This is a genomic window from Methyloterricola oryzae, from assembly GCF_000934725.1.
Classification (GTDB): domain Bacteria; phylum Pseudomonadota; class Gammaproteobacteria; order Methylococcales; family Methylococcaceae; genus Methyloterricola; species Methyloterricola oryzae.
Window position 1 is genome coordinate 210,596 of the sequence record NZ_JYNS01000001.1, and the last position, 17,836, is coordinate 228,431.

The window sequence follows — 17,836 nt, forward strand, 5'->3', positions numbered from 1 at the left end:
TCGCAATTTCGTATTTGAATCCCGCCTGCCGAGCGAAGGAAACCATAATGACTCCAGCCAATCCGCCCCTACCTTCTGGCCTTACCGACGATCTCGACTCCACGGAAACCCGCGAATGGCTGGACGCTCTGGAAGCCGTGATCGAGGCCGAAGGCCCGGAGCGCGCCCACTACATCATCGAGCGCCTGGTAGACAAGGCACGGCGGTCAGGCATCAATCTGCCCTACAAAGCCAGCACCGCCTACATCAACACCATACCCCCGCATCTGCAGGCTAAATATCCGGGCGATGACGAACTGGAGCACCGCATCCGCTCCTACATCCGCTGGAACGCCATGGCCATGGTGGTGCAGGCCAACAAGATTTCCTCCGAGTACGGCGGGCACATCGCCAGCTTCGCCTCCTCGGCCACCCTCTACGAGATGGGCTTCAACCATTTCTTCCACGCCCCCAGCAAGGATCATGGCGGCGATCTGGTGTTCTTCCAGGGTCACTCATCCCCCGGCATCTACGCCCGCGCCTTCCTGGAAGGCCGCTTGACCGAGGAACATCTGGCGCGCTTCCGCCAGGAAGTGGGCGGCGACGGACTTTCCTCCTACCCGCACCCCTGGCTGATGCCCGACTTCTGGCAGTTCCCCACGGTATCCATGGGGCTGGGCCCGCTGATGGCCATCTATCAGGCGCGGTTCATGAAATACCTGCAGGACCGCGGCATTCTGGATACCGCCGGCCGCAAGATCTGGGCCTACATGGGCGATGGCGAGATGGACGAGCCGGAATCCATGGGCGCGATCGGTTTGGCCGGACGCGAGAAACTGGAAGACCTGATCTTCGTGGTCAACTGCAACCTGCAGCGCCTGGACGGCCCGGTGCGTGGCGACGGCAAGATCATCCAGGAACTGGAGGGCACCTTCCGCGGCGCCGGCTGGAACGTGATCAAGGTAATCTGGGGTTCGCAGTGGGACGCCCTGCTCGCCAAGGACACCAAGGGCCTGTTGCGCCGGCGCATGGAAGAGGCGGTGGACGGCGAATACCAGAACTACAAGGCCAAGGGCGGCGCCTATACCCGCGAGCACTTCTTCGGCAAATACCCGGAGTTGCTGGAGATGGTCGCCCACATGTCCAATGACGAAATCTACCGCCTGAGCCGCGGCGGCCACGACACCCACAAGATCTTTGCGGCCTACCACGCGGCGGTGAACCACAAGGGCCAGCCCACGGTAATCCTGGCCAAGACGGTGAAGGGCTACGGCATGGGCCAGGCCGGCGAAGGCCAGATGACCACCCATCAGCAGAAGAAGATGGACGAGACGGCCCTGAAGGCCTTCCGCGACCGCTTCAATATCCCGATTCCGGACGAGAAGATCAGCGCAGCGCCCTTCTACAAGCCGGCGGACGACAGCCCCGAACTCACCTATCTGCACGAGCGCCGCAAGGCCCTGGGCGGCTATCTGCCCACCCGCCGCCGTGAGGCTCCGCTGCTGCAGGTGCCGGATCTGAGCGTGTTCGACGCGCTGCTGAAGAAGAGCGACCGCGAGATGTCCACCACCATGGCCTTCGTGCGCATGCTCACCACCCTGCTGCGCGACAAGAAGATCGGCAAGTACGTGGTGCCCATCGTCGCCGACGAGGCCCGCACCTTCGGCATGGACGGCATGTTCCGCCAGTACGCCATCTATTCCTCCGTGGGACAGCTCTACACCCCGGAAGACGCGGACCAGATCATGTACTACCGCGAGGACAAGACCGGCCAGATCCTCGAGGAAGGCATCTGCGAGGCCGGCGCCATGGCCTCCTGGGTCGCTGCGGGCACGGCCTACAGCAACCACAACGTGCAGATGATCCCGTTCTACATCTACTATTCCATGTTCGGCTTCCAGCGCGTGGGCGACCTGATGTGGGCGGCGGGCGACATGCAGGCGCGCGGCTTCCTCATGGGCGGCACGGCGGGACGCACCACCCTGGCGGGCGAGGGCCTGCAACATCAGGACGGCCACAGCCATCTGGCCATGTCCTTCATCCCCAATTGCGTGGCCTATGACCCGGGCTTCGCCCACGAACTGGCGGTAATCGTGCAGGACGGCCTGCGCCGCATGTACCAGGAAGGCGAGAACGTCTTCTACTACGTCACCGTGATGAACGAGAACCACGCCCACCCGGACCTGCCCGAGGGTTCCGTACCCGGCATCCTGCGCGGCATGTACAAGCTCAAGGATGCGGGCAAGGAGGCTGTGGTTCAGTTGCTGGGCAGCGGCGCCATCCTCAGGGAGAGCCTGGCAGCGGCGGATCTGCTGGAGGCGGATTTCGGCATCAAGGCCACGGTGTGGAGCGTCACCAGCTACAGCGAGCTGCGCCGCGATGGCCTGGACCAGCAGCGCTGGAACCTGCTGCACCCGGATCAGCCCGCGAAAACCAGCTATGTCTCGCAGTGCCTGGACGGCGAGAAGGGCCCGGTGGTGGCGGCCACCGACTACATGAAACTGGTGCCCGACCAGATCCGGCCCTTCTTGAGCAAGCCTTTCGTCACCCTCGGCACCGACGGCTTCGGACGCAGCGACCGGCGCTCCGCCCTGCGCAACTTCTTCGAGGTGGACCGCAAGTACATCGCGCTGACCGCGCTCAAGGCCCTGGCCGACGAGGGCACGCTGCCCGTGGCCAAGGTCAAGGAAGCGATGGAGCGCTATGGCATCGACCCGGAAAAACCCAACCCGGTTACTGTTTGAGGAGCTCTTACGTATATGGCAGAGGAAAAGATCGTCACGGTGCCGGATATCGGTAATTTCCGGGACATACAGATCATCGAGGTCCTGGTTGCGCCGGGCGATGCGGTCAAGGCCGAGGATTCGCTGATCACCCTGGAGAGTGACAAGGCGGCCATGGAAATTCCCTGCCCCTTCACGGGCACGGTGAAGAGCATGGCAGTCAAGGTGGGCGACAAGGTGAACGAAGGCTCGCCAATCCTGACTTTGACCCTGGAGGAAGGCGCGCCCGCGGCGGCAGCCGCTCCAGCGCCCGCCGCGCCGGATCCGGCACCCGCGGCCCCGGCGGCCAGCGAACCCGCCCCGCCCTCGCCGCCCCCCAAACCCGCGCCAGCCGTCCTGGCCGCTCCGCCCGTGGAAGAGAGCGTGGGCGGCAAGCCCCACGCCAGCCCCTCGGTGCGCCGCTTCGCCCGCGAACTGGGCGCCGAGGTGGCGCGCATCAAGGGCACCGGTCCCAAGGGCCGCATCCTCAAGGAAGACGTGCAGAACTACGTCAAGGCCCGTTTGCAGGCCCCGGCTGGCGGCGGCATCGGTCTTTCCCTGCCGGAAGCGCCGGAAATCGATTTCACCCAGTTCGGCCCCATCGAACATCGCCCGCTGTCGCGCATCAACAAGCTGTCGGCCGCCAACCTGCACCGCAACTGGGTGACGATTCCCCATGTGACCCTGCACGAGGAAGCCGATATCACCGAACTGGAAGCCTTCCGGGTTTCCCTGAAGGCGGAAGCCGAGAAGAAAGGCGCACGCGTCACCCTGCTGCCCTTCCTGATCAAGGCCGTGGTGGGCGCGCTCAAGGCCTTCCCGACCTTCAACGCTTCCCTGGCGGCCAACGGCGAGGAACTGGTCCTCAAGCAGTACTACCACATCGGCGTCGCCGTGGACACGCCAGACGGCCTGGTGGTACCCGTCGTGCGCGACGCGGACCGCAAAGGCGTGATCGAACTGGCGCAGGAACTGGCTGAAATCAGCGAGCGCGCCCGCGGCAAGAAGCTCAAGTCCCAGGAAATGCAGGGCGGCAGCTTCACCATCTCCAGCCTGGGCGGCATCGGCTCCACCGGCTTCACGCCCATCATCAACGCGCCGGAGGTGGCGATCCTGGGTGTTTCCCGCTCCAAGACCCAGCCCGTGTACCGGGGCGGACAGTTCGAGCCGCGCCTGATGCTGCCGCTCTCCCTGTCCTTCGACCACCGCGTCATCGACGGCGCCCAGGCCGCGCGCTTCGCCGCCTTCCTGGCGCAGGTGCTGACGGACTTGCGGCGGGTTCTGCTGTGACGGCGGAGCGCGCCTAGCGCCGCCCGCCCCAGACGGGAGGACTCCCATGGGCACCGCCGAACGCCTGACCATGAGCGCCGAGGAATACCTGGCCTGGGAAGATCAACAGGAAACCAAGCACGAGTTCCCGGCCGACCTGTTCGAGGATTTGGAACCCGCGGCAACCGACGCGGCGCGGCCCCTGTAAACCGGTCAAACCCAGCAAATTACTCTTTCCAGAAGGTTAGCCTCATGAGCAATACCCCAGACAGCGCATCCTCCCCACTCCACGCCGAAGTCCTCGTGCTGGGCGGCGGCCCCGGCGGCTATACCGCCGCCTTCCGCGCCGCGGACCTGGGCAAGCAGGTGGTGCTGGTGGAACGCTATCCGGTACTGGGCGGCGTGTGCCTGAACGTGGGCTGCATTCCGTCGAAAGCCCTGCTGCACCTGGCTCTGGTGATCCATGAAGCGGAAGAAGTGAGCCATTACGGCGTCGCCTTCGGCAAGCCGGAATTCGACCTGGCCAAGATCCGCGACTGGCGCGACCGCGTGGTCAAGACCCTCACCACGGGGCTGGCCGGCCTGGCCAAGCAGCGCAAGGTGACCGTGGTCAGCGGCGAGGGGCGCTTCGCCAGCGACAAGAGCCTGACAGTGGAAACCGCCGAGGGCACCAAGACCATCACCTTCGACCACGCCATCGTCGCCGCCGGCTCCAAGGCGGTGAAGATTCCGGGCTTCCCCTATGAAGACCCCCGCCTGATGGATTCCACCGACGCCCTGGCCCTAGCCGACATACCGGGCAAGCTGCTGGTCATCGGCGGCGGCATCATCGGCCTGGAAATGGCCAATGTCTACCATGCCCTGGGCTCCAAAATCAGCGTGGTGGAACTGATGGATCAGTTGATCCCGGGCTGCGACGCCGATTTGGTGAAGCCGCTGCACCAGCGCGTGCAGAAGCAGTACGAGAAGATAATGCTGAAGACCAAGGTGTCCAAGGTCGAGTCCAAGCCGGAAGGCCTGCTGGTGCACTTCGAGGGCGAAGGGGCCCCGGAGCCGGAACTCTTCGACCGGGTGCTGGTGGCGGTGGGCCGCCGCCCCAACGGCAAGCTCATCAACGCCGAGGCCGCCAGCCTGGCCGTGAACGAAGCCGGCTTCATCCCCGTGGACAACCGCCAACGCAGCAACGTGCCCCACATCTTCGCCATCGGTGATATCGTCGGCAATCCCATGCTGGCCCACAAGGCCACCCATGAGGGCAAGGTGGCAGCCGAAGTGATCGCCGGCGAGCACTCCGCCTTCCAGGCCCTGACCATTCCCTCGGTCGCCTACACCGACCCGGAGGTGGCCTGGATGGGGTTGACCGAGACGGAAGCCAAGGCCAAGGGCATCGAAATCGAAAAAGCCACCTTCCCCTGGGCCGCCAGCGGCCGCGCCATCGGCATCGGCCGCCGCGAGGGCCTGACCAAGCTGATCGTCGACAAGGAAAGCAAGCGTATCCTGGGCGCGGGCATCGTCGGCCCCAATGCGGGGGAACTGATTGCCGAAGCGGTACTGGCCCTGGAAATGGGCGCGGACGTGGAAGACGTCGCCCTTAGCATCCACCCGCACCCCACCCTGTCGGAAACCTTTGCGTTTGCGGCGGAGATGATCGAAGGCTCGATCACGGATCTTTACATCAAGAAGTAACCCGACGAGCGAACACGGCGGCGCATCTGCACAAGCGCCGCCCGCCACGTAGACCGGGTTTTAGCGCGTCGCCACGTCCAACCCGTATTTGCGAATACGGTAGCGCAGGGTCTCGCGCGTGGTGCCCAAGGCCCGTGCCGCGGCCACGGTATTGTGTCCGCTGCGTTCCAGGGCGGTGCGGATGATGAAGCAATCCATGTCGTCCAGGTTCATGCTGCCATCCAGGGGTATGAACAAGCCGTCTTCCCCCTCAGCCAAGGCGGCTCGCATCGGAGCCGCGCCAGCCTGACCCGGCAACTGCAGCCACTGGGCGGGAAACTCGGGACCTTCCGAGAAAAGCACGCAGCGCTCCACCACATTGCGCAGCTCACGCACGTTACCCGGCCAGTCATGGGCCCGCAGCTGCTTCCATGCCTCGTCAGGAATGGTCCGCACCTGGCGCCCCGATTTGGCATTGAACTCGGCCACGAATAACGGCACCAGTTCGCTCAGGTCCTCCTTGGACTCGCGCAGGGGCGGCAGATTGAGCCGGAACACGCTCAAGCGGTGGTACAGATCACTCCGGAACTCGCGGTTCCTGGCCATTTCCTCCAGATCGCGGTTGCTTGCGGCCACCACTTGCACGTCCACCGAAATTTCCCGCTCCCCACCCAGGCGGCGAATCTTGCGGTCCTCGATGGCCTTGAGCAACTTGGCCTGAAGATCCAGTTGCAACTCGCCGATCTCGTCCAGGAACAGCGTACCGCCATCCGCCTGTTCAATCAGGCCGCGGTGCCTCGTGGTAGCTCCTGTGAAGGCGCCCGCCTCATGTCCGAACAATTCGGACTCCAGCAGTTCCCGCGGCAGGGCGGCACAGTTCAGTTCCACCAACGGGTTTGCCGCACGGCTGCCCGCATAGTGAAGGATACGGGTTACCAAACCCTTGCCGGTCCCCGTCTCGCCACCGACCAGGAGTGCGCTGAATGGCACCCGGGTCAGCTTGCCCAGCAGTTCGCGCACTTGCCGGGCGGCCTCGCTGTGCCCCACATAGGCTTCCGGCGAGTAGCGCCGGTGACGCTGCTGAGCCTGATCCAGCAAGCGGCGCTGGGCGTTGGCGCTCCGCGTGGCGCTGGCCACCACCAGCCCCAGCCTTTCCAGATCGCAGGGCTTTTCCAGAAAATCGTAGGCGCCCAGGCGCAAGGCCCGCACCGAATCGGCCACACCGCCGTAGCCTGTGAGAAATATCCACTCCGCATAAGCCTGGCGTCCGCGCACCTCCTCCATGAGATCCAGCGCATTGCCGTCGGGCAGGTTCATGTCGGTGAGCACCAGCAACGGATCGAACTGCCTTTCCAGGAGGCAGCGGCGCGCCTCGGCCAGATTAACGGCCCATTCCACCTCCCAGCCCTCCTTGCGATAGTGGCGGCTGATTTCCGCCCCGAGCAGGGCTTCATCCTCGATGATCAACAGGCCACCGTGACTCATGGCTGACTGCTCCGAAGCGGCAAGGTGATACTGACGCAGGCGCCATGAGGCGTCTGATTGGAAAGGCGGATCTGCCCGCCCAGTTCACGCACGAAACGCTGCACGATGGCCAAGCCCAGGCCTGTGCCACGCACCCGGCCGGTACCGAACAGGCGAATCCCCTTCGCGAGAATTTCTGGGCTGAACCCAGGCCCATCGTCGATCACTTCCAAGAGCACTTTATCCTCTTCTCGCTGCGCCACCAGGCGGATTGTGCCTGGGTTGCCCACCAGGGCCTGGGCCGCATTCAGCACCAGGTTCAAGAGTATCTGGCGCAGGTTGCTCTCCGGCAGATAGCACTCCAGATCGGCGGGGATATCCTGCTCCAGCATGATCTCCGCCGGCACCTGATACCGCGTGAGCGCCAGGAGTTCCCGCACCAGTTCCGCCAAGTTGAATTCGCAGGCTGGCAAAGGCGACTGCCTGCCCTGCTCAAGCAGGTTGTTGAGCAGGCGCGCCATGCGCTTCAATTCGGCGCCGATGAGATCCAACCGCTCCGCCTGATCGGGGTCGCGGATTTCGTTGCGCAGGTTCTGGCAACTCATCTGGATTCCCGCAAGCGGGTTGCGCAGTTCATGGGCCACCGCCGCCGCCAGTTCGCCAATGGCCGCCAGTCGTTCGGCCCGCGCCAGGCTGCGCTGCTGTTCCAGCAGGGCCTGGGTCGCAGACCTTACCTCCGCTTCCAGGGACAAGGCATACATGCGCTTGGCTTCCTCCAACTCACCCAGGTTGCGGACCATCAGGTTGTAACTGTCGAACACGGGCACCAGCAAGGGATCGAGGCCTTTGGTGTCCATGGGCACGAAATCCTCCTGCGCCAGGTTCGACAGCAAATGTCTCAGATCGTTGAGCGGGGCAAGTATGCGTCGCCGCAGGAAGATCCACGCGGTCACCAGTATCACGGTGAGCGTTCCGGTGGCCAGTTCCAGTTCCGCCAGGGTGTCGCGGCTGATTTCCTCCAGCACCCTCTCGCGCTGGTCGGTCTCCGCGCTCAGGATCAGGTGCATGACCTTGACCGCATCCGACAGTTGGCTCCGCGCATCGGCCAAGCTGCCACCGCCCGCCTCCCGCAAAGCCGAATCGACCACACCCAGGCGCGCCGGCGTATCCTGATCCAGATGTGCATCTTCACGGATCAACTTGCGAATCTTCTCGGACTGCTCCTGCAGCCGCCGCGGTCCAGGGTGAATGCCGGAAAACGTATCCACCAGAACTTGCTGCAGTCCGAGTCCCGCGTCCTGCACCAAATGGGAATAGCTCACATAAGCCTGTATGGTATCGAGCCGCGACAGGTTTCGCCAGATCATTCCCACCAGGATGGCCAGCACCAGTCCAAGCAGGGCCAGCATCGCGAGCCCGCGCAATTGGGCGGGACGATCAAGCACTGTCTTGAGGGCGGGCTTCGCGAGAACCATGCTCCGATTATACCGGTGCGGTGGCGCTCCGCTTCAATAAGCGCGAGAGAATGACCTCAGACCCAGACGGGCGCGATCACTGTGCAGGCATCAGATCCGGGAAAATTGCTGGTCGCCGTCTGCATCGTTGTCTCGGTCCTGAACCCGGCGCCGCGCCGCCAAGGGGTGCTGCGAAGACGCCTTGTGCCGATGCAAGCCATGAATCTCGCACTGACCGCCGCGGCGCCGGTAGTCTTCGCAGTAATGATGGATGAACTCCATCACCGTGTGGTCGATGGTTTCCGCTTCCGACAGATCAAAGATCAGTTTCTTGCGCTCCGGCAGAGCGGCCAGTTCGCTTTTGAGCGACAGGAAGTTGGCGAAGAAGGCGGCCCCGTCCACCGAGATGCGATAAACGCCGTTGCCGAGGTCGTCGACGCGAAAATACAGCCTGAGCACCTCCGACCAGTTGACGCTGCGCAGCACGTGCACCAGAAATTCAGCCACCATGCCGATGGCGACACCGATCAGCAGATCGGTCGCCAGCACGCCGCCGATGGTGATGATGAACACGACGAACTGGCCCCAGCCGATGGCTTGCATCTTGAGAAACTCCCGGGGCGACGCCAGCTTGAACCCCGTAAAGACCAGCAAGGCGGCTAGCGCGGAAAGAGGAATCTCGTGGATCAGATTGGGAAACAGGCCCACGAACAACAGCAGGAATCCCCCGTGGAAAAAATTGGCCCAACCGGTGCGGGCGCCGTTGTTGATATTGGCCGAACTGCGCACGATCTCGGCAATCATCGGCAGGCCACCGACCATGCCGCTCAGGAAGTTGCCGACACCGACCGCCGTAATGTCGCGGTTGAGATCGGAATAGCGCTTGTAGGGGTCCAGCTTGTCCACCGCCGCGGCGCTCAGCAAGCTCTCCAGGCTGCCCACCAGGCAGATGGTGATCACGTTTTCCCAGAATAGCAGCGTGCCCATCATCGAAAAATCCGGGAAATAGAAACCCGCCAGGAAGTTGTCGGGAATCGCCACCAGAAACTTGGGCCCCACCGTGAATTCATGATGTGGCAGGTGCGGATCGTCGGGCAGGAACATATAGATATGCTCGTGATCCAGATCGAAGTACTGGCCCAGCCCCACACCCAGCAGCACCACCAGGATGGGCGCCGGAATCATCTTGAGATAGCGGTTGCGGATGAACGACCAGACGACGAGTATGGCCACGCCCAGACCGCCGATCACGGCCACCTCGGGGTTGAGGTCGATGAAACTTGCGGGGATCTTGCCGATGGTCTGCAGCAGGGTGGGCGCATCGGGCTTGACGCCGAGCAGGGTGTGGATCTGCTTGGCCATGATGATGATGCCGATGGCGGCCAGCATGCCATGCACAACGGAGGAGGGAAAGAAGGCGCTGAGCCGGCCTGCCTTGAGCAAACCCATGGCGATCTGCAGCAGGCTGGCCACGACGATGGCAGCCAAGGTGTAGCGGTAACCTGCCATGGCGTCGCCCTGCCCCATCTCCTGAACCGCATCCAGGATCACCACGATCAGGCCCGCGGCGGGTCCATTGATGGTCACGTAGGAGCCGCTGAGGCGCGAGACCACCAAGCCGCCAATCATGGCGCTAATGATGCCGGCCATGGGCGGAAAGCCCGAAGCCATGGCTATACCTAAGCACAAGGGCAAGGCAATGAGGAACACCAGAAAACCCGACATGGCGTCGTTGCGCCAGTTATCGCGCAATCCGGCCAGGCCGCTTGCCGGCAACGAGAGGGCTGTGTTTGATCGTGAATTGCTCATGGTGCAGAGAGGGTCGCGCTGAGAGACTGTCATCACCCCATACAGCAACCGTGCCATTCGGCTCCGGGCTCCCAGAGCCGCGAAACCCCGCGACCCGCGCCATCAAGGCCTGTCCCTAACCGCCACCAGTGGTTTAATTCAACCACCGCCCATCGTTTATATGCACCATGAAAGCGCTTCGCGCACCGCACGGCGTCGCCTCGTGGCTACGCTCCACCGTCTTCGCTCGCGACTGGTGTGCGAAAGGACTTCTCCCACTTGGCTACCACGACCGTGGCCACCGCATTGCCGATCAGGTTGGTGATGGCGCGCGCCTCGGACATGAAGCGGTCAACGCCGAGTAATAAGGCGAGCCCCGCCACGGGCAGCACGTCCACGGACGAGAGGGTCGCCGCCAGGGTGATGAAGCCGCTGCCGGTGACGCCGGCCGCCCCCTTGGAGGTCAGCAGCAGCACCGCGAGGATGGTCAACTGATGCCAGAGGGTCAGCTCGGTATCGGTGGCCTGGGCGATGAATACCGCGGCCATGGTGAGGTAGATGGACGTGCCGTCCAGGTTGAAGGAATAGCCGGTCGGCACCACCAGGCCGACGACGGTGCGCGAGCAGCCGAAGGCCTCCAGTTTTTCCATCAAGCGCGGCAGGGCCGATTCCGAGGACGAGGTACCCAAGACCAGCAGGATTTCCTCGCCGATGTGGCGGATCAGCCGCCACAGGCTGAAGCCGCTGAGGCGGGCGATCAGGCCCAGCACCAGGGTCACGAACAGGCCGCAGGTGAGGTAGACGCTGAGCATCAGCTTGCCCAGGGACAACAGCGTGTCGATGCCGTATTTGCCGATGGTGAAGGCCATGGCGCCGAAGGCCCCGAGAGGGGCAAGCCGCATGACCATGTTGATCATCGCGAACAGGGTGGCGGAGATCCGCTCCAGCAGTTCCGTGACGGCGCGCCCCTTCTCTCCCTGTGCACCCAGGGCCCAGCCGAACAGCACCGAGAACAGCAACACCTGCAGGATCTCGCCCTTGGCGAAGGCGCCCACGGCGCTGTCCGGGATGATGTTGAGGACGAAATCCACCGCGCTCAGGTGTTTCGCGCCCTCGGCATAGGCGGCCACGGAGGTCGCATCCAGGGTCCTGACATCGGCCCCGATGCCGGCGCCGGGTTTGAGCACGTTCACCACCACCAGACCGATGACCAGGGCCAGACTGGTCACCAACTCGAAATATATCAGCGCCTTCAAGCCGACCCGGCCGACCCTGCGCATATCGCCCATGTGGGCGATGCCGAGGGCGATGGTGGTGAAGATGATGGGCGCGATGAGCATCTTGATGAGCTTGATGAAACCGTCGCCCAGGGGCTTCAACTGCTCCCCCAACTGCGGATAGAGCCAGCCGGTGGCGATGCCCAGCAGCACGCCGGCGATCACCTGGAAATACAGATGTCGGTAGAAGGGCGGGCGGTGTGTATTGGACAGGCTCATGGTTCAGGGTGCGGGAACGTGGGAATAATGTCGGCGCAGGATTTCAGTGCTGCGACTCCTGCTGCGCCAATCGCTCCAGCGTCAACCTGAGACTGCGGCTCATGGTATCGATCGCCACCGGCACCGGCATGTGGCCATCCACGACGAACAAGCGCAGTATGTCGTAAGCCGCCGTCAGGATCCTGGGATCGTCCGGCAGTTCCATCAGCGCCGCCAGTTCGCGGGCCACTTGAGCAACCTGGGCCTTTTCGGCGCTGCTCAGCACCAGATCCCCAGGGCCATCTTCCGCTGACGCCATCGGCGATGCTCGCTTCATCCTTTTCTCCCTCTGCTGGGCCACACTGCGGCGGCGTGAGCTGCCTCGGGCTGACCGGGACACCGGCAGCAGGTAGAATGATACGCCAACATTCACACATACGCCGAAAGGGCATCCATGCGCACCAGCCAATTTCCCCTGAACACTCTCAAGGAGACACCCGCCGACGCCGAGGTCGTCAGTCATCAGCTCATGTTGCGGGCTGGCCTGATCCGCAAGCTGGCGGCTGGCCTGTATACCTGGCTGCCCCTGGGCCTTCGGGTGCTGCGCAAGGTGGAGCGCGTGGTGCGCGAGGAAATGGACCGTGCCGGCGCGCTCGAGGTGTCCATGCCGGTGGTGCAACCCGCCGAACTGTGGCAGGAATCCGGTCGCTGGGAGCAATACGGCCCTGAACTGTGCCGCCTGAAGGACCGCCACGAGCGCGAGTTCTGCCTGGGCCCCACCCACGAGGAGATCATCACCGAACTGGCCCGCGGCGAGATCAAAAGTTATAAACAACTGCCGGTCAACTACTACCAGATCCAGACCAAGTTCCGCGACGAGATCCGGCCGCGCTTCGGCGTCATGCGCGCCCGCGAGTTCCTGATGAAGGACGGCTATTCCTTCCATCTCGACCAGGGCTCGCTGCAGCAAACTTACGATGCCATGTATGCCGCCTACAGCGAGATATTTACCCGCCTCGGGCTGAAGTTCCGCCCGGTACTGGCCGACACCGGCGCCATCGGCGGCAGCCACTCCCATGAATTCCACGTGCTGGCGGACTCCGGCGAGGACGCCATCGCCTTCTCCAACGAGAGCAGCTATGCCGCCAATGTGGAGCAGGCCGAGGCCCTGACCCTGGCAGCGCCCTCCGAGGCGCCGGCCGCGATGAGCAAGGTGGCCACGCCCGGCCAGCACAGCATCGAGGAAGTCAGCGCCTTTCTCAAGCTGGAGCCGCAGCGCGTCCTCAAGACCCTGCTGGTGGCGGGCAGCGAAGGCGGCGTAGTGGCCTTGCTGCTGCGCGGCGACCATGAACTCAACGCCATCAAGGCCGCCAAGCTGGAGGCGGTGGCCAGCCCGCTGCGCTTCGCCAGCGAGGCCGAAGTGCGCGAGGCCGCAGGCTGCGGGCCGGGCTCGCTGGGGCCGCTGGGCCTGCGCATTCCGGTCATCGCCGACCGCAGCGCCGCAGCCCTGGTGAACTTCGTGTGCGGCGCCAACGAGGACGGCTACCACCTGACCGGCGTCAACTGGGGACGCGACCTGCCCGCGCCCGCCGTCGTTGCGGACATCCGCAACGTAGTCGACGGCGACCCCAGCCCAGACGGCATCGGCACACTCCGCATCGCCCGCGGCATCGAGGTGGGTCATATCTTCCAGTTGGGCACCAAGTACAGCCAGGCCATGAACGCCACCGTGCTCAATGAGCAGGGGCAGAACCAGGTGATGATCATGGGCTGCTACGGCATCGGCGTCTCCCGCGTGGTGGCCTCCGCCATCGAGCAGAACCACGACGAGCGCGGCATCATCTGGCCCGAGGCGCTCGCCCCCTTCCAGGTTGCCCTGTTGCCCATGAACATGCACACCTCGGAGCGTCTGCAACAAGCGGCGGAGAAGCTCTACCAGGAACTGCGGGGAGCCGGCTTCGACGTGCTGTTCGACGACCGCAAGGCCCGTCCCGGCGTCATGTTCGCCGACATGGAACTCATTGGCATACCCCACCGCGTGGTCATCAGCGACAAGGGCCTGGACGCCGGCACCCTGGAATACAAGGGTCGGCGTGACGCCCAGAGCGAGAACGTGCCCCTGTCCGGGATCATCGACTTCCTGCGCGCCAAGGCCGGTGCCTGAGAGGTAGATGCGCCGATTGTCTTGTTCCCGGCAAATCTGGTATTTAAACCACAGCAGCTCACACATACGCTAAGGAGAGACAAAATGCAGAAACTCGCTTTCGCCAGTCTCATGCTGGCCGCCCCCTTGCTCGTCAACGCGGCGCCACCGCAAAGCACGTCCAACCGCGGCGATGGCGCCGGCGGCTGCGGCTGGGGTTCCCTGTTGTTCGACGGCAATTCCGGCGTGGGCGCCCACATCTTCGCCATGACCACCAATGGCAGCTTCGGCAATGCCACCTTCGGCATGTCTTCCGGCACCCTGGGTTGCGACCCCAGCCAGCCCATCCGCTACAAGGGCGGGCGTGTCTACATCAGCGCCAACATGACCAAGCTGGCCGAGGACATCGCACGCGGCGAGGGCGAAACCCTGGACGGACTGTCCGAGGTGATGGGGGTCGCGGCGGCGGACCGCCCCGCCTTCAACGCGCTGGCCAAAAGCCATTTCGATAGGCTCTATCCCAACGAGGCGGTGACCAGCGATCAGGTCATGGATACGCTGCAGGCCCTGCTCAAGGCCGATCCGGCCCTGTCCAAGTACGCGGGCTGATTCCGCCCCTCTCACCGGCGCGCCGCCCGATGGCGGCGCAGGCTGTTCCCTGCCACATGAGCGCCCCGGCACGCTGGCTGCTGTGCGTCTGCCTGCTGCTTCCGACCGTAGCCGGGGCCTTGCCCGAAGCCCGACCCTTGCAGGAAAGGGCCGAGCGCCTGGACCTTGCCCACGACGAAGCCTGGCTGGCCTTGGGCCATTACCGTCGCAACTGGCTGGGCGCTGGTTACGCTAGCGACGCCGACGACCCCGGATTCTTCCTCGCCGCCCAAGGCAAGGCCGACCCTGCGGCAGAACTTAACGCCACGCTGGCAGCGCTGCTCAGCCCTGGGAGCGGCGACCGGCACCCGCAGTGCCGCTTTCCTGCGCGGGCCCGCTGGCTGCAGCAGCGATTGCACTTCGACTTGCCCGAACGCCGCTGCAAGGCCCTGGCCGAATGGCGGAGTACCCTGAAGGCGCACGAGGTCAGCCTGATCTTCCCCACCGCCTACCTCAACAGCCCTTCCTCTATGTTCGGCCACACCTTCCTGCGCTTGGATCGGGAGGGCCAGACCGATTCCAGCGCGCTTCTCGCCTACACCCTCAATTACGCCGCCGAGGCGGTGGACGAAAACGAACTGTTCTATGCCTATCGCGGACTGTTCGGCGGCTATCCGGGCGTCCTGGGGGTCAGGCCCTATTACGACAAGATCAAGGAATACCGGGACTTCGAGAACCGGGACATCTGGGAATACCGCCTCAACCTGAGCCCGGCCGAAGTGGCGCAACTGGTGGACCACAGCTTCGAACTGCAGCCGGTGCGCTTCGACTACTATTTCATCGGCGAGAATTGCTCGTACCGCCTCCTGGCTCTGCTGGACGTGGCCCGAACCGGCCTTCGGCTGCGTGCAGAGTTCCCCTGGCGGGCAATCCCCGCCGACACCGTGCGCGCCATCGTCGCCGCCAAACTGGTGGCCGACACCCGCTACCGGCCATCGGCCGCAACCGTGCTCACCGCTCACGCCGATCAACTCGGTAACGCCGAGCGTCGACTCGCCAAGCGACTGAAGCATGGCGACACATCCCCGGACGACACTGAACTGACGCGGCTGGCGCCAATGCGGCAGGCGGCAGTGCTGGAAACCGCCTATGAGTCGGAACGCTTCCGCGCCCTGGATGACAAACTGGAGCGCGATGCCACGGCCAAATCCTCCCTGGCCCTGCTGCGGGCGCGCAGCCGCATCGCCGCCGCCTCGCCACTAAAGGCCCCGCAAGCCCCCGCCGTGCGCGACGATCAGGGCCACAAACCGGCTGCCTTCGGGCTGGGAGCGGGGTTTTACGATCATCGCGCCTACGGCGAAATACGCCTGCGCTCGGCCTACCATGAACTCACCGATCCCTGGCCCGGCTACCGGCCGGGCGCGCAGATCGCGCTGCTGGACGGGAGCCTGCGCTATTACGAGGACAACCGTCTGCAACTGGAGCGTCTGGACGCGGTGAACATCCGCTCCCTCAGCCCGCGCAGCGAATTCATCCAGCCGCTGTCCTGGTCCATCGGTTTGGGCGCCTATCGCAGGCTGATGCGAGACAGCCGTCCCTTGCTGGGCAGCCTGAGCGGCGAGGTGGGCTGGTCCTACCCTCTTGCGGGCGGGATTGCCTATGCCATGGCTGGCGCCCGGCTGGACGCGGGTGGCGGATTGGAAAGCGGGGCGCAGATCGGCTTGGGGCCCCGGGCCGGCTGGCTCTATCGCGGTCTGGGTGGTCAGGGGATGGCGGCTTTCGAACTGGATTGCTACCTGATCGGGAGCGCCTACTGCGGCGGCAAGCTATCCCTGCGCCATGCCATAAACCTGGGACGCGATCTGGCGCTGTCCTTCAGCCTCAGCCGCGAACAGGGGCAAGACCGCTCCGCCAGCGAAGTCGGCTTCAGCCTGATGCGCTATTTCTGATCGCCGCATTAGGCCGTGTTCAGGTCGATGGCGCCGCCACGGCGAGGCCATGGCAATAGGCCAGGTTCTCCGCCACCAGATCGACCACGCGGCCATCGATATGCCCATCGCGCACCATGGACCGTAGGACGCCCAGGATGACATCGGGCGCGGTCGGCGCCAGCCGGTAGGGACGGAGCTGGGCCATGGCCTGGTAGATGTCGGCGACGCGTATGATGCGGGCCTCGATGGATAATTCATCGCCCTCCAGGTGAAAGGGATAGCCGGTGCCGTTGATGGATTCGTGGTGGTAGGAAGCCCATTGCGCGATGTCGTCCATGCCGTCGATCTGCTTCAGGATCTGCAGGGTGACGAAGCTGTGGCTTTTCATCAGGGTGCGCTCGGAGGGGCTCAGGATATCCGGCTTCTCCAGAATCTCGTCGGGAATCTGCAGTTTGCCGATATCGTGCATCAGCCCCGCAATCTCGATCTTGTCACAGCACTCCGCGCTCAGCCCGAGACACTCCGCCAGGTAGCGCGACAATCGGGCCACCCCCTCGGAATGCTCCACGGTGAAATGCGACTTGGCATCGACGATGTGGGCGATGATGGCGGCAAACTGCCTCAGTTGGTTCAGATCGATGATCTCAAGACCGTCCTCATCCCCCATTTCATTGACATACTGGCTGATGTTGTCCGGGGCCAGCAGCATCCAGAAGGCTTCCGGGAAAGATGTCTCGAGGAAGGAATCCACCAACTCTGGTGCAAAGAAAGTGCCAGAGAAAGACGCAATGCGCGAGCGAATCTCCTCCGCGTGCAACAGTTGCTGATTACCCCGAAGATAGGCAGCCGCCAGCATGTCGACGCGATCCACGAGGTAGATGAGGTTGGCATGCAGGGCGAGCGTCGGGTCCAGGGAATCCGGCAACTCGTTCCAATGGGTGTGGTGGAACTGCACGATAGGCGCCAGGTCCGCCATGGGCCCGAATCCCGCCACCAGCCTGGCGCCCAGATCGCAATGGGCCTGCGCGCCCTCCCAATCCAGCTCGGTCACCAAAATGCGGTGCACTTGGGTGGAAGACACGCCGCAGTCATGGATCAGGCCCGCCTCGAAGAGACGGTCGCACACCGCCTGGGGAAAACCCAGGACGCTCGCGCACTCCCGTGCCATGATGCCGACCCGCTTGCCGTGAGCAGTGTCGTCCACCCCCACCAGGTCCACTGCATTGGCGATGGCCAGAGCCAGACGCCGGGTATTGATGCTCATGCCCGCTTTCCAGAAATCTTTGAACCCGCCGGAACCCAAGGCCCGGATTTAAAC

The 17,836-nt window shown here is 64.1% G+C and carries 13 protein-coding genes; 7 read left to right on the plus strand and 6 right to left on the minus strand.

The features are described 5' to 3' along the window. Positions 1–47: 47 nt before the first annotated feature. Genes aceE through lpdA form a run of 4 tightly spaced genes read left to right on the plus strand, consistent with a single transcriptional unit; the run spans position 48 to position 5,696 of the window. Entirely contained in the window at positions 48–2,723 is a 2,676-nt protein-coding gene (gene aceE, locus EK23_RS00890; protein ID WP_045223389.1) for a pyruvate dehydrogenase (acetyl-transferring), homodimeric type, read from the plus strand. A 15-nt stretch (positions 2,724–2,738) separates the two neighbouring features. Beyond that, complete coding sequence (gene aceF, locus EK23_RS00895) at positions 2,739–4,031, plus strand: dihydrolipoyllysine-residue acetyltransferase (protein WP_045223390.1); 1,293 nt, start codon at positions 2,739–2,741, stop codon at positions 4,029–4,031. A gap of 46 nt (positions 4,032–4,077) precedes the next feature. Next, complete coding sequence (locus EK23_RS23570; protein ID WP_158002420.1) at positions 4,078–4,218, plus strand: hypothetical protein; 141 nt, start codon at positions 4,078–4,080, stop codon at positions 4,216–4,218. A gap of 44 nt (positions 4,219–4,262) precedes the next feature. After that, positions 4,263–5,696 (plus strand): dihydrolipoyl dehydrogenase, encoded by a 1,434-nt coding sequence (gene lpdA / locus EK23_RS00900; RefSeq protein WP_045223391.1) that lies wholly within the window; start codon positions 4,263–4,265, stop codon positions 5,694–5,696. Between the two features lie 60 nt (positions 5,697–5,756). Here the strand turns inward: lpdA and EK23_RS00905 are convergent, their stop codons facing one another. The 5 genes from EK23_RS00905 to EK23_RS00925 all read right to left on the minus strand — a co-directional run bounded on the left by EK23_RS00905 (position 5,757) and on the right by EK23_RS00925 (position 12,193). Further along, complete coding sequence (locus EK23_RS00905; protein ID WP_045223392.1) at positions 5,757–7,160, minus strand: sigma-54-dependent transcriptional regulator; 1,404 nt, start codon at positions 7,158–7,160, stop codon at positions 5,757–5,759. Continuing rightward, entirely contained in the window at positions 7,157–8,614 is a 1,458-nt protein-coding gene (locus tag EK23_RS00910; protein WP_045223393.1) for a sensor histidine kinase, read from the minus strand. The genes EK23_RS00905 and EK23_RS00910 overlap by 4 nt, the downstream gene beginning before the upstream one ends. 90 nt (positions 8,615–8,704) lie before the next feature. Further along, positions 8,705–10,402, minus strand: coding sequence for a SulP family inorganic anion transporter (locus EK23_RS00915; RefSeq protein ID WP_045223394.1), 1,698 nt, complete (start codon positions 10,400–10,402; stop codon positions 8,705–8,707). A gap of 206 nt (positions 10,403–10,608) precedes the next feature. Continuing rightward, complete coding sequence (locus EK23_RS00920; RefSeq protein ID WP_045223395.1) at positions 10,609–11,877, minus strand: dicarboxylate/amino acid:cation symporter; 1,269 nt, start codon at positions 11,875–11,877, stop codon at positions 10,609–10,611. Between the two features lie 43 nt (positions 11,878–11,920). Then, positions 11,921–12,193: a hypothetical protein gene (locus EK23_RS00925; RefSeq protein ID WP_145998518.1), complete on the minus strand. Its 273-nt coding sequence runs from the start codon at positions 12,191–12,193 to the stop codon at positions 11,921–11,923. A 117-nt stretch (positions 12,194–12,310) separates the two neighbouring features. Here EK23_RS00925 and EK23_RS00930 point away from each other — a divergent pair, with 117 nt between their 5' ends. The 3 genes from EK23_RS00930 (at position 12,311) to EK23_RS00940 (ending at position 16,536) form a co-directional block, all read left to right on the plus strand. After that, entirely contained in the window at positions 12,311–14,020 is a 1,710-nt protein-coding gene (locus EK23_RS00930) for a proline--tRNA ligase (RefSeq protein WP_045223397.1), read from the plus strand. An 84-nt stretch (positions 14,021–14,104) separates the two neighbouring features. Beyond that, positions 14,105–14,608 (plus strand): DUF3015 family protein, encoded by a 504-nt coding sequence (locus EK23_RS00935; RefSeq protein WP_052807786.1) that lies wholly within the window; start codon positions 14,105–14,107, stop codon positions 14,606–14,608. A gap of 56 nt (positions 14,609–14,664) precedes the next feature. Continuing rightward, positions 14,665–16,536: an Lnb N-terminal periplasmic domain-containing protein gene (locus EK23_RS00940; protein WP_158002421.1), complete on the plus strand. Its 1,872-nt coding sequence runs from the start codon at positions 14,665–14,667 to the stop codon at positions 16,534–16,536. A gap of 19 nt (positions 16,537–16,555) precedes the next feature. On the opposite strand, the gene EK23_RS00945 is transcribed toward EK23_RS00940, so the two are convergent. Continuing rightward, positions 16,556–17,782 carry an HD domain-containing phosphohydrolase gene (locus EK23_RS00945; protein ID WP_045223398.1) on the minus strand — a complete coding sequence of 409 codons (1,227 nt, stop codon included), beginning with the start codon at positions 17,780–17,782 and terminating at the stop codon, positions 16,556–16,558. Positions 17,783–17,836: the final 54 nt, after the last annotated feature.

Coding starts and splice junctions, on each gene's coding strand:
- EK23_RS00945 (WP_045223398.1), bottom strand. CDS start 17,782: ATGAGCATCAATACCCGGCGTCTGGCTCTGGCCATCGCCAATGCAGTG.
- EK23_RS00935 (WP_052807786.1), top strand. CDS start 14,105: ATGCAGAAACTCGCTTTCGCCAGTCTCATGCTGGCCGCCCCCTTGCTC.
- EK23_RS00925 (WP_145998518.1), bottom strand. CDS start 12,193: ATGAAGCGAGCATCGCCGATGGCGTCAGCGGAAGATGGCCCTGGGGAT.
- lpdA (WP_045223391.1), top strand. CDS start 4,263: ATGAGCAATACCCCAGACAGCGCATCCTCCCCACTCCACGCCGAAGTC.
- aceE (WP_045223389.1), top strand. CDS start 48: ATGACTCCAGCCAATCCGCCCCTACCTTCTGGCCTTACCGACGATCTC.
- EK23_RS00940 (WP_158002421.1), top strand. CDS start 14,665: ATGAGCGCCCCGGCACGCTGGCTGCTGTGCGTCTGCCTGCTGCTTCCG.
- EK23_RS00905 (WP_045223392.1), bottom strand. CDS start 7,160: ATGAGTCACGGTGGCCTGTTGATCATCGAGGATGAAGCCCTGCTCGGG.
- aceF (WP_045223390.1), top strand. CDS start 2,739: ATGGCAGAGGAAAAGATCGTCACGGTGCCGGATATCGGTAATTTCCGG.
- EK23_RS00930 (WP_045223397.1), top strand. CDS start 12,311: ATGCGCACCAGCCAATTTCCCCTGAACACTCTCAAGGAGACACCCGCC.
- EK23_RS23570 (WP_158002420.1), top strand. CDS start 4,078: ATGGGCACCGCCGAACGCCTGACCATGAGCGCCGAGGAATACCTGGCC.
- EK23_RS00920 (WP_045223395.1), bottom strand. CDS start 11,877: ATGAGCCTGTCCAATACACACCGCCCGCCCTTCTACCGACATCTGTAT.
- EK23_RS00910 (WP_045223393.1), bottom strand. CDS start 8,614: ATGGTTCTCGCGAAGCCCGCCCTCAAGACAGTGCTTGATCGTCCCGCC.
- EK23_RS00915 (WP_045223394.1), bottom strand. CDS start 10,402: ATGAGCAATTCACGATCAAACACAGCCCTCTCGTTGCCGGCAAGCGGC.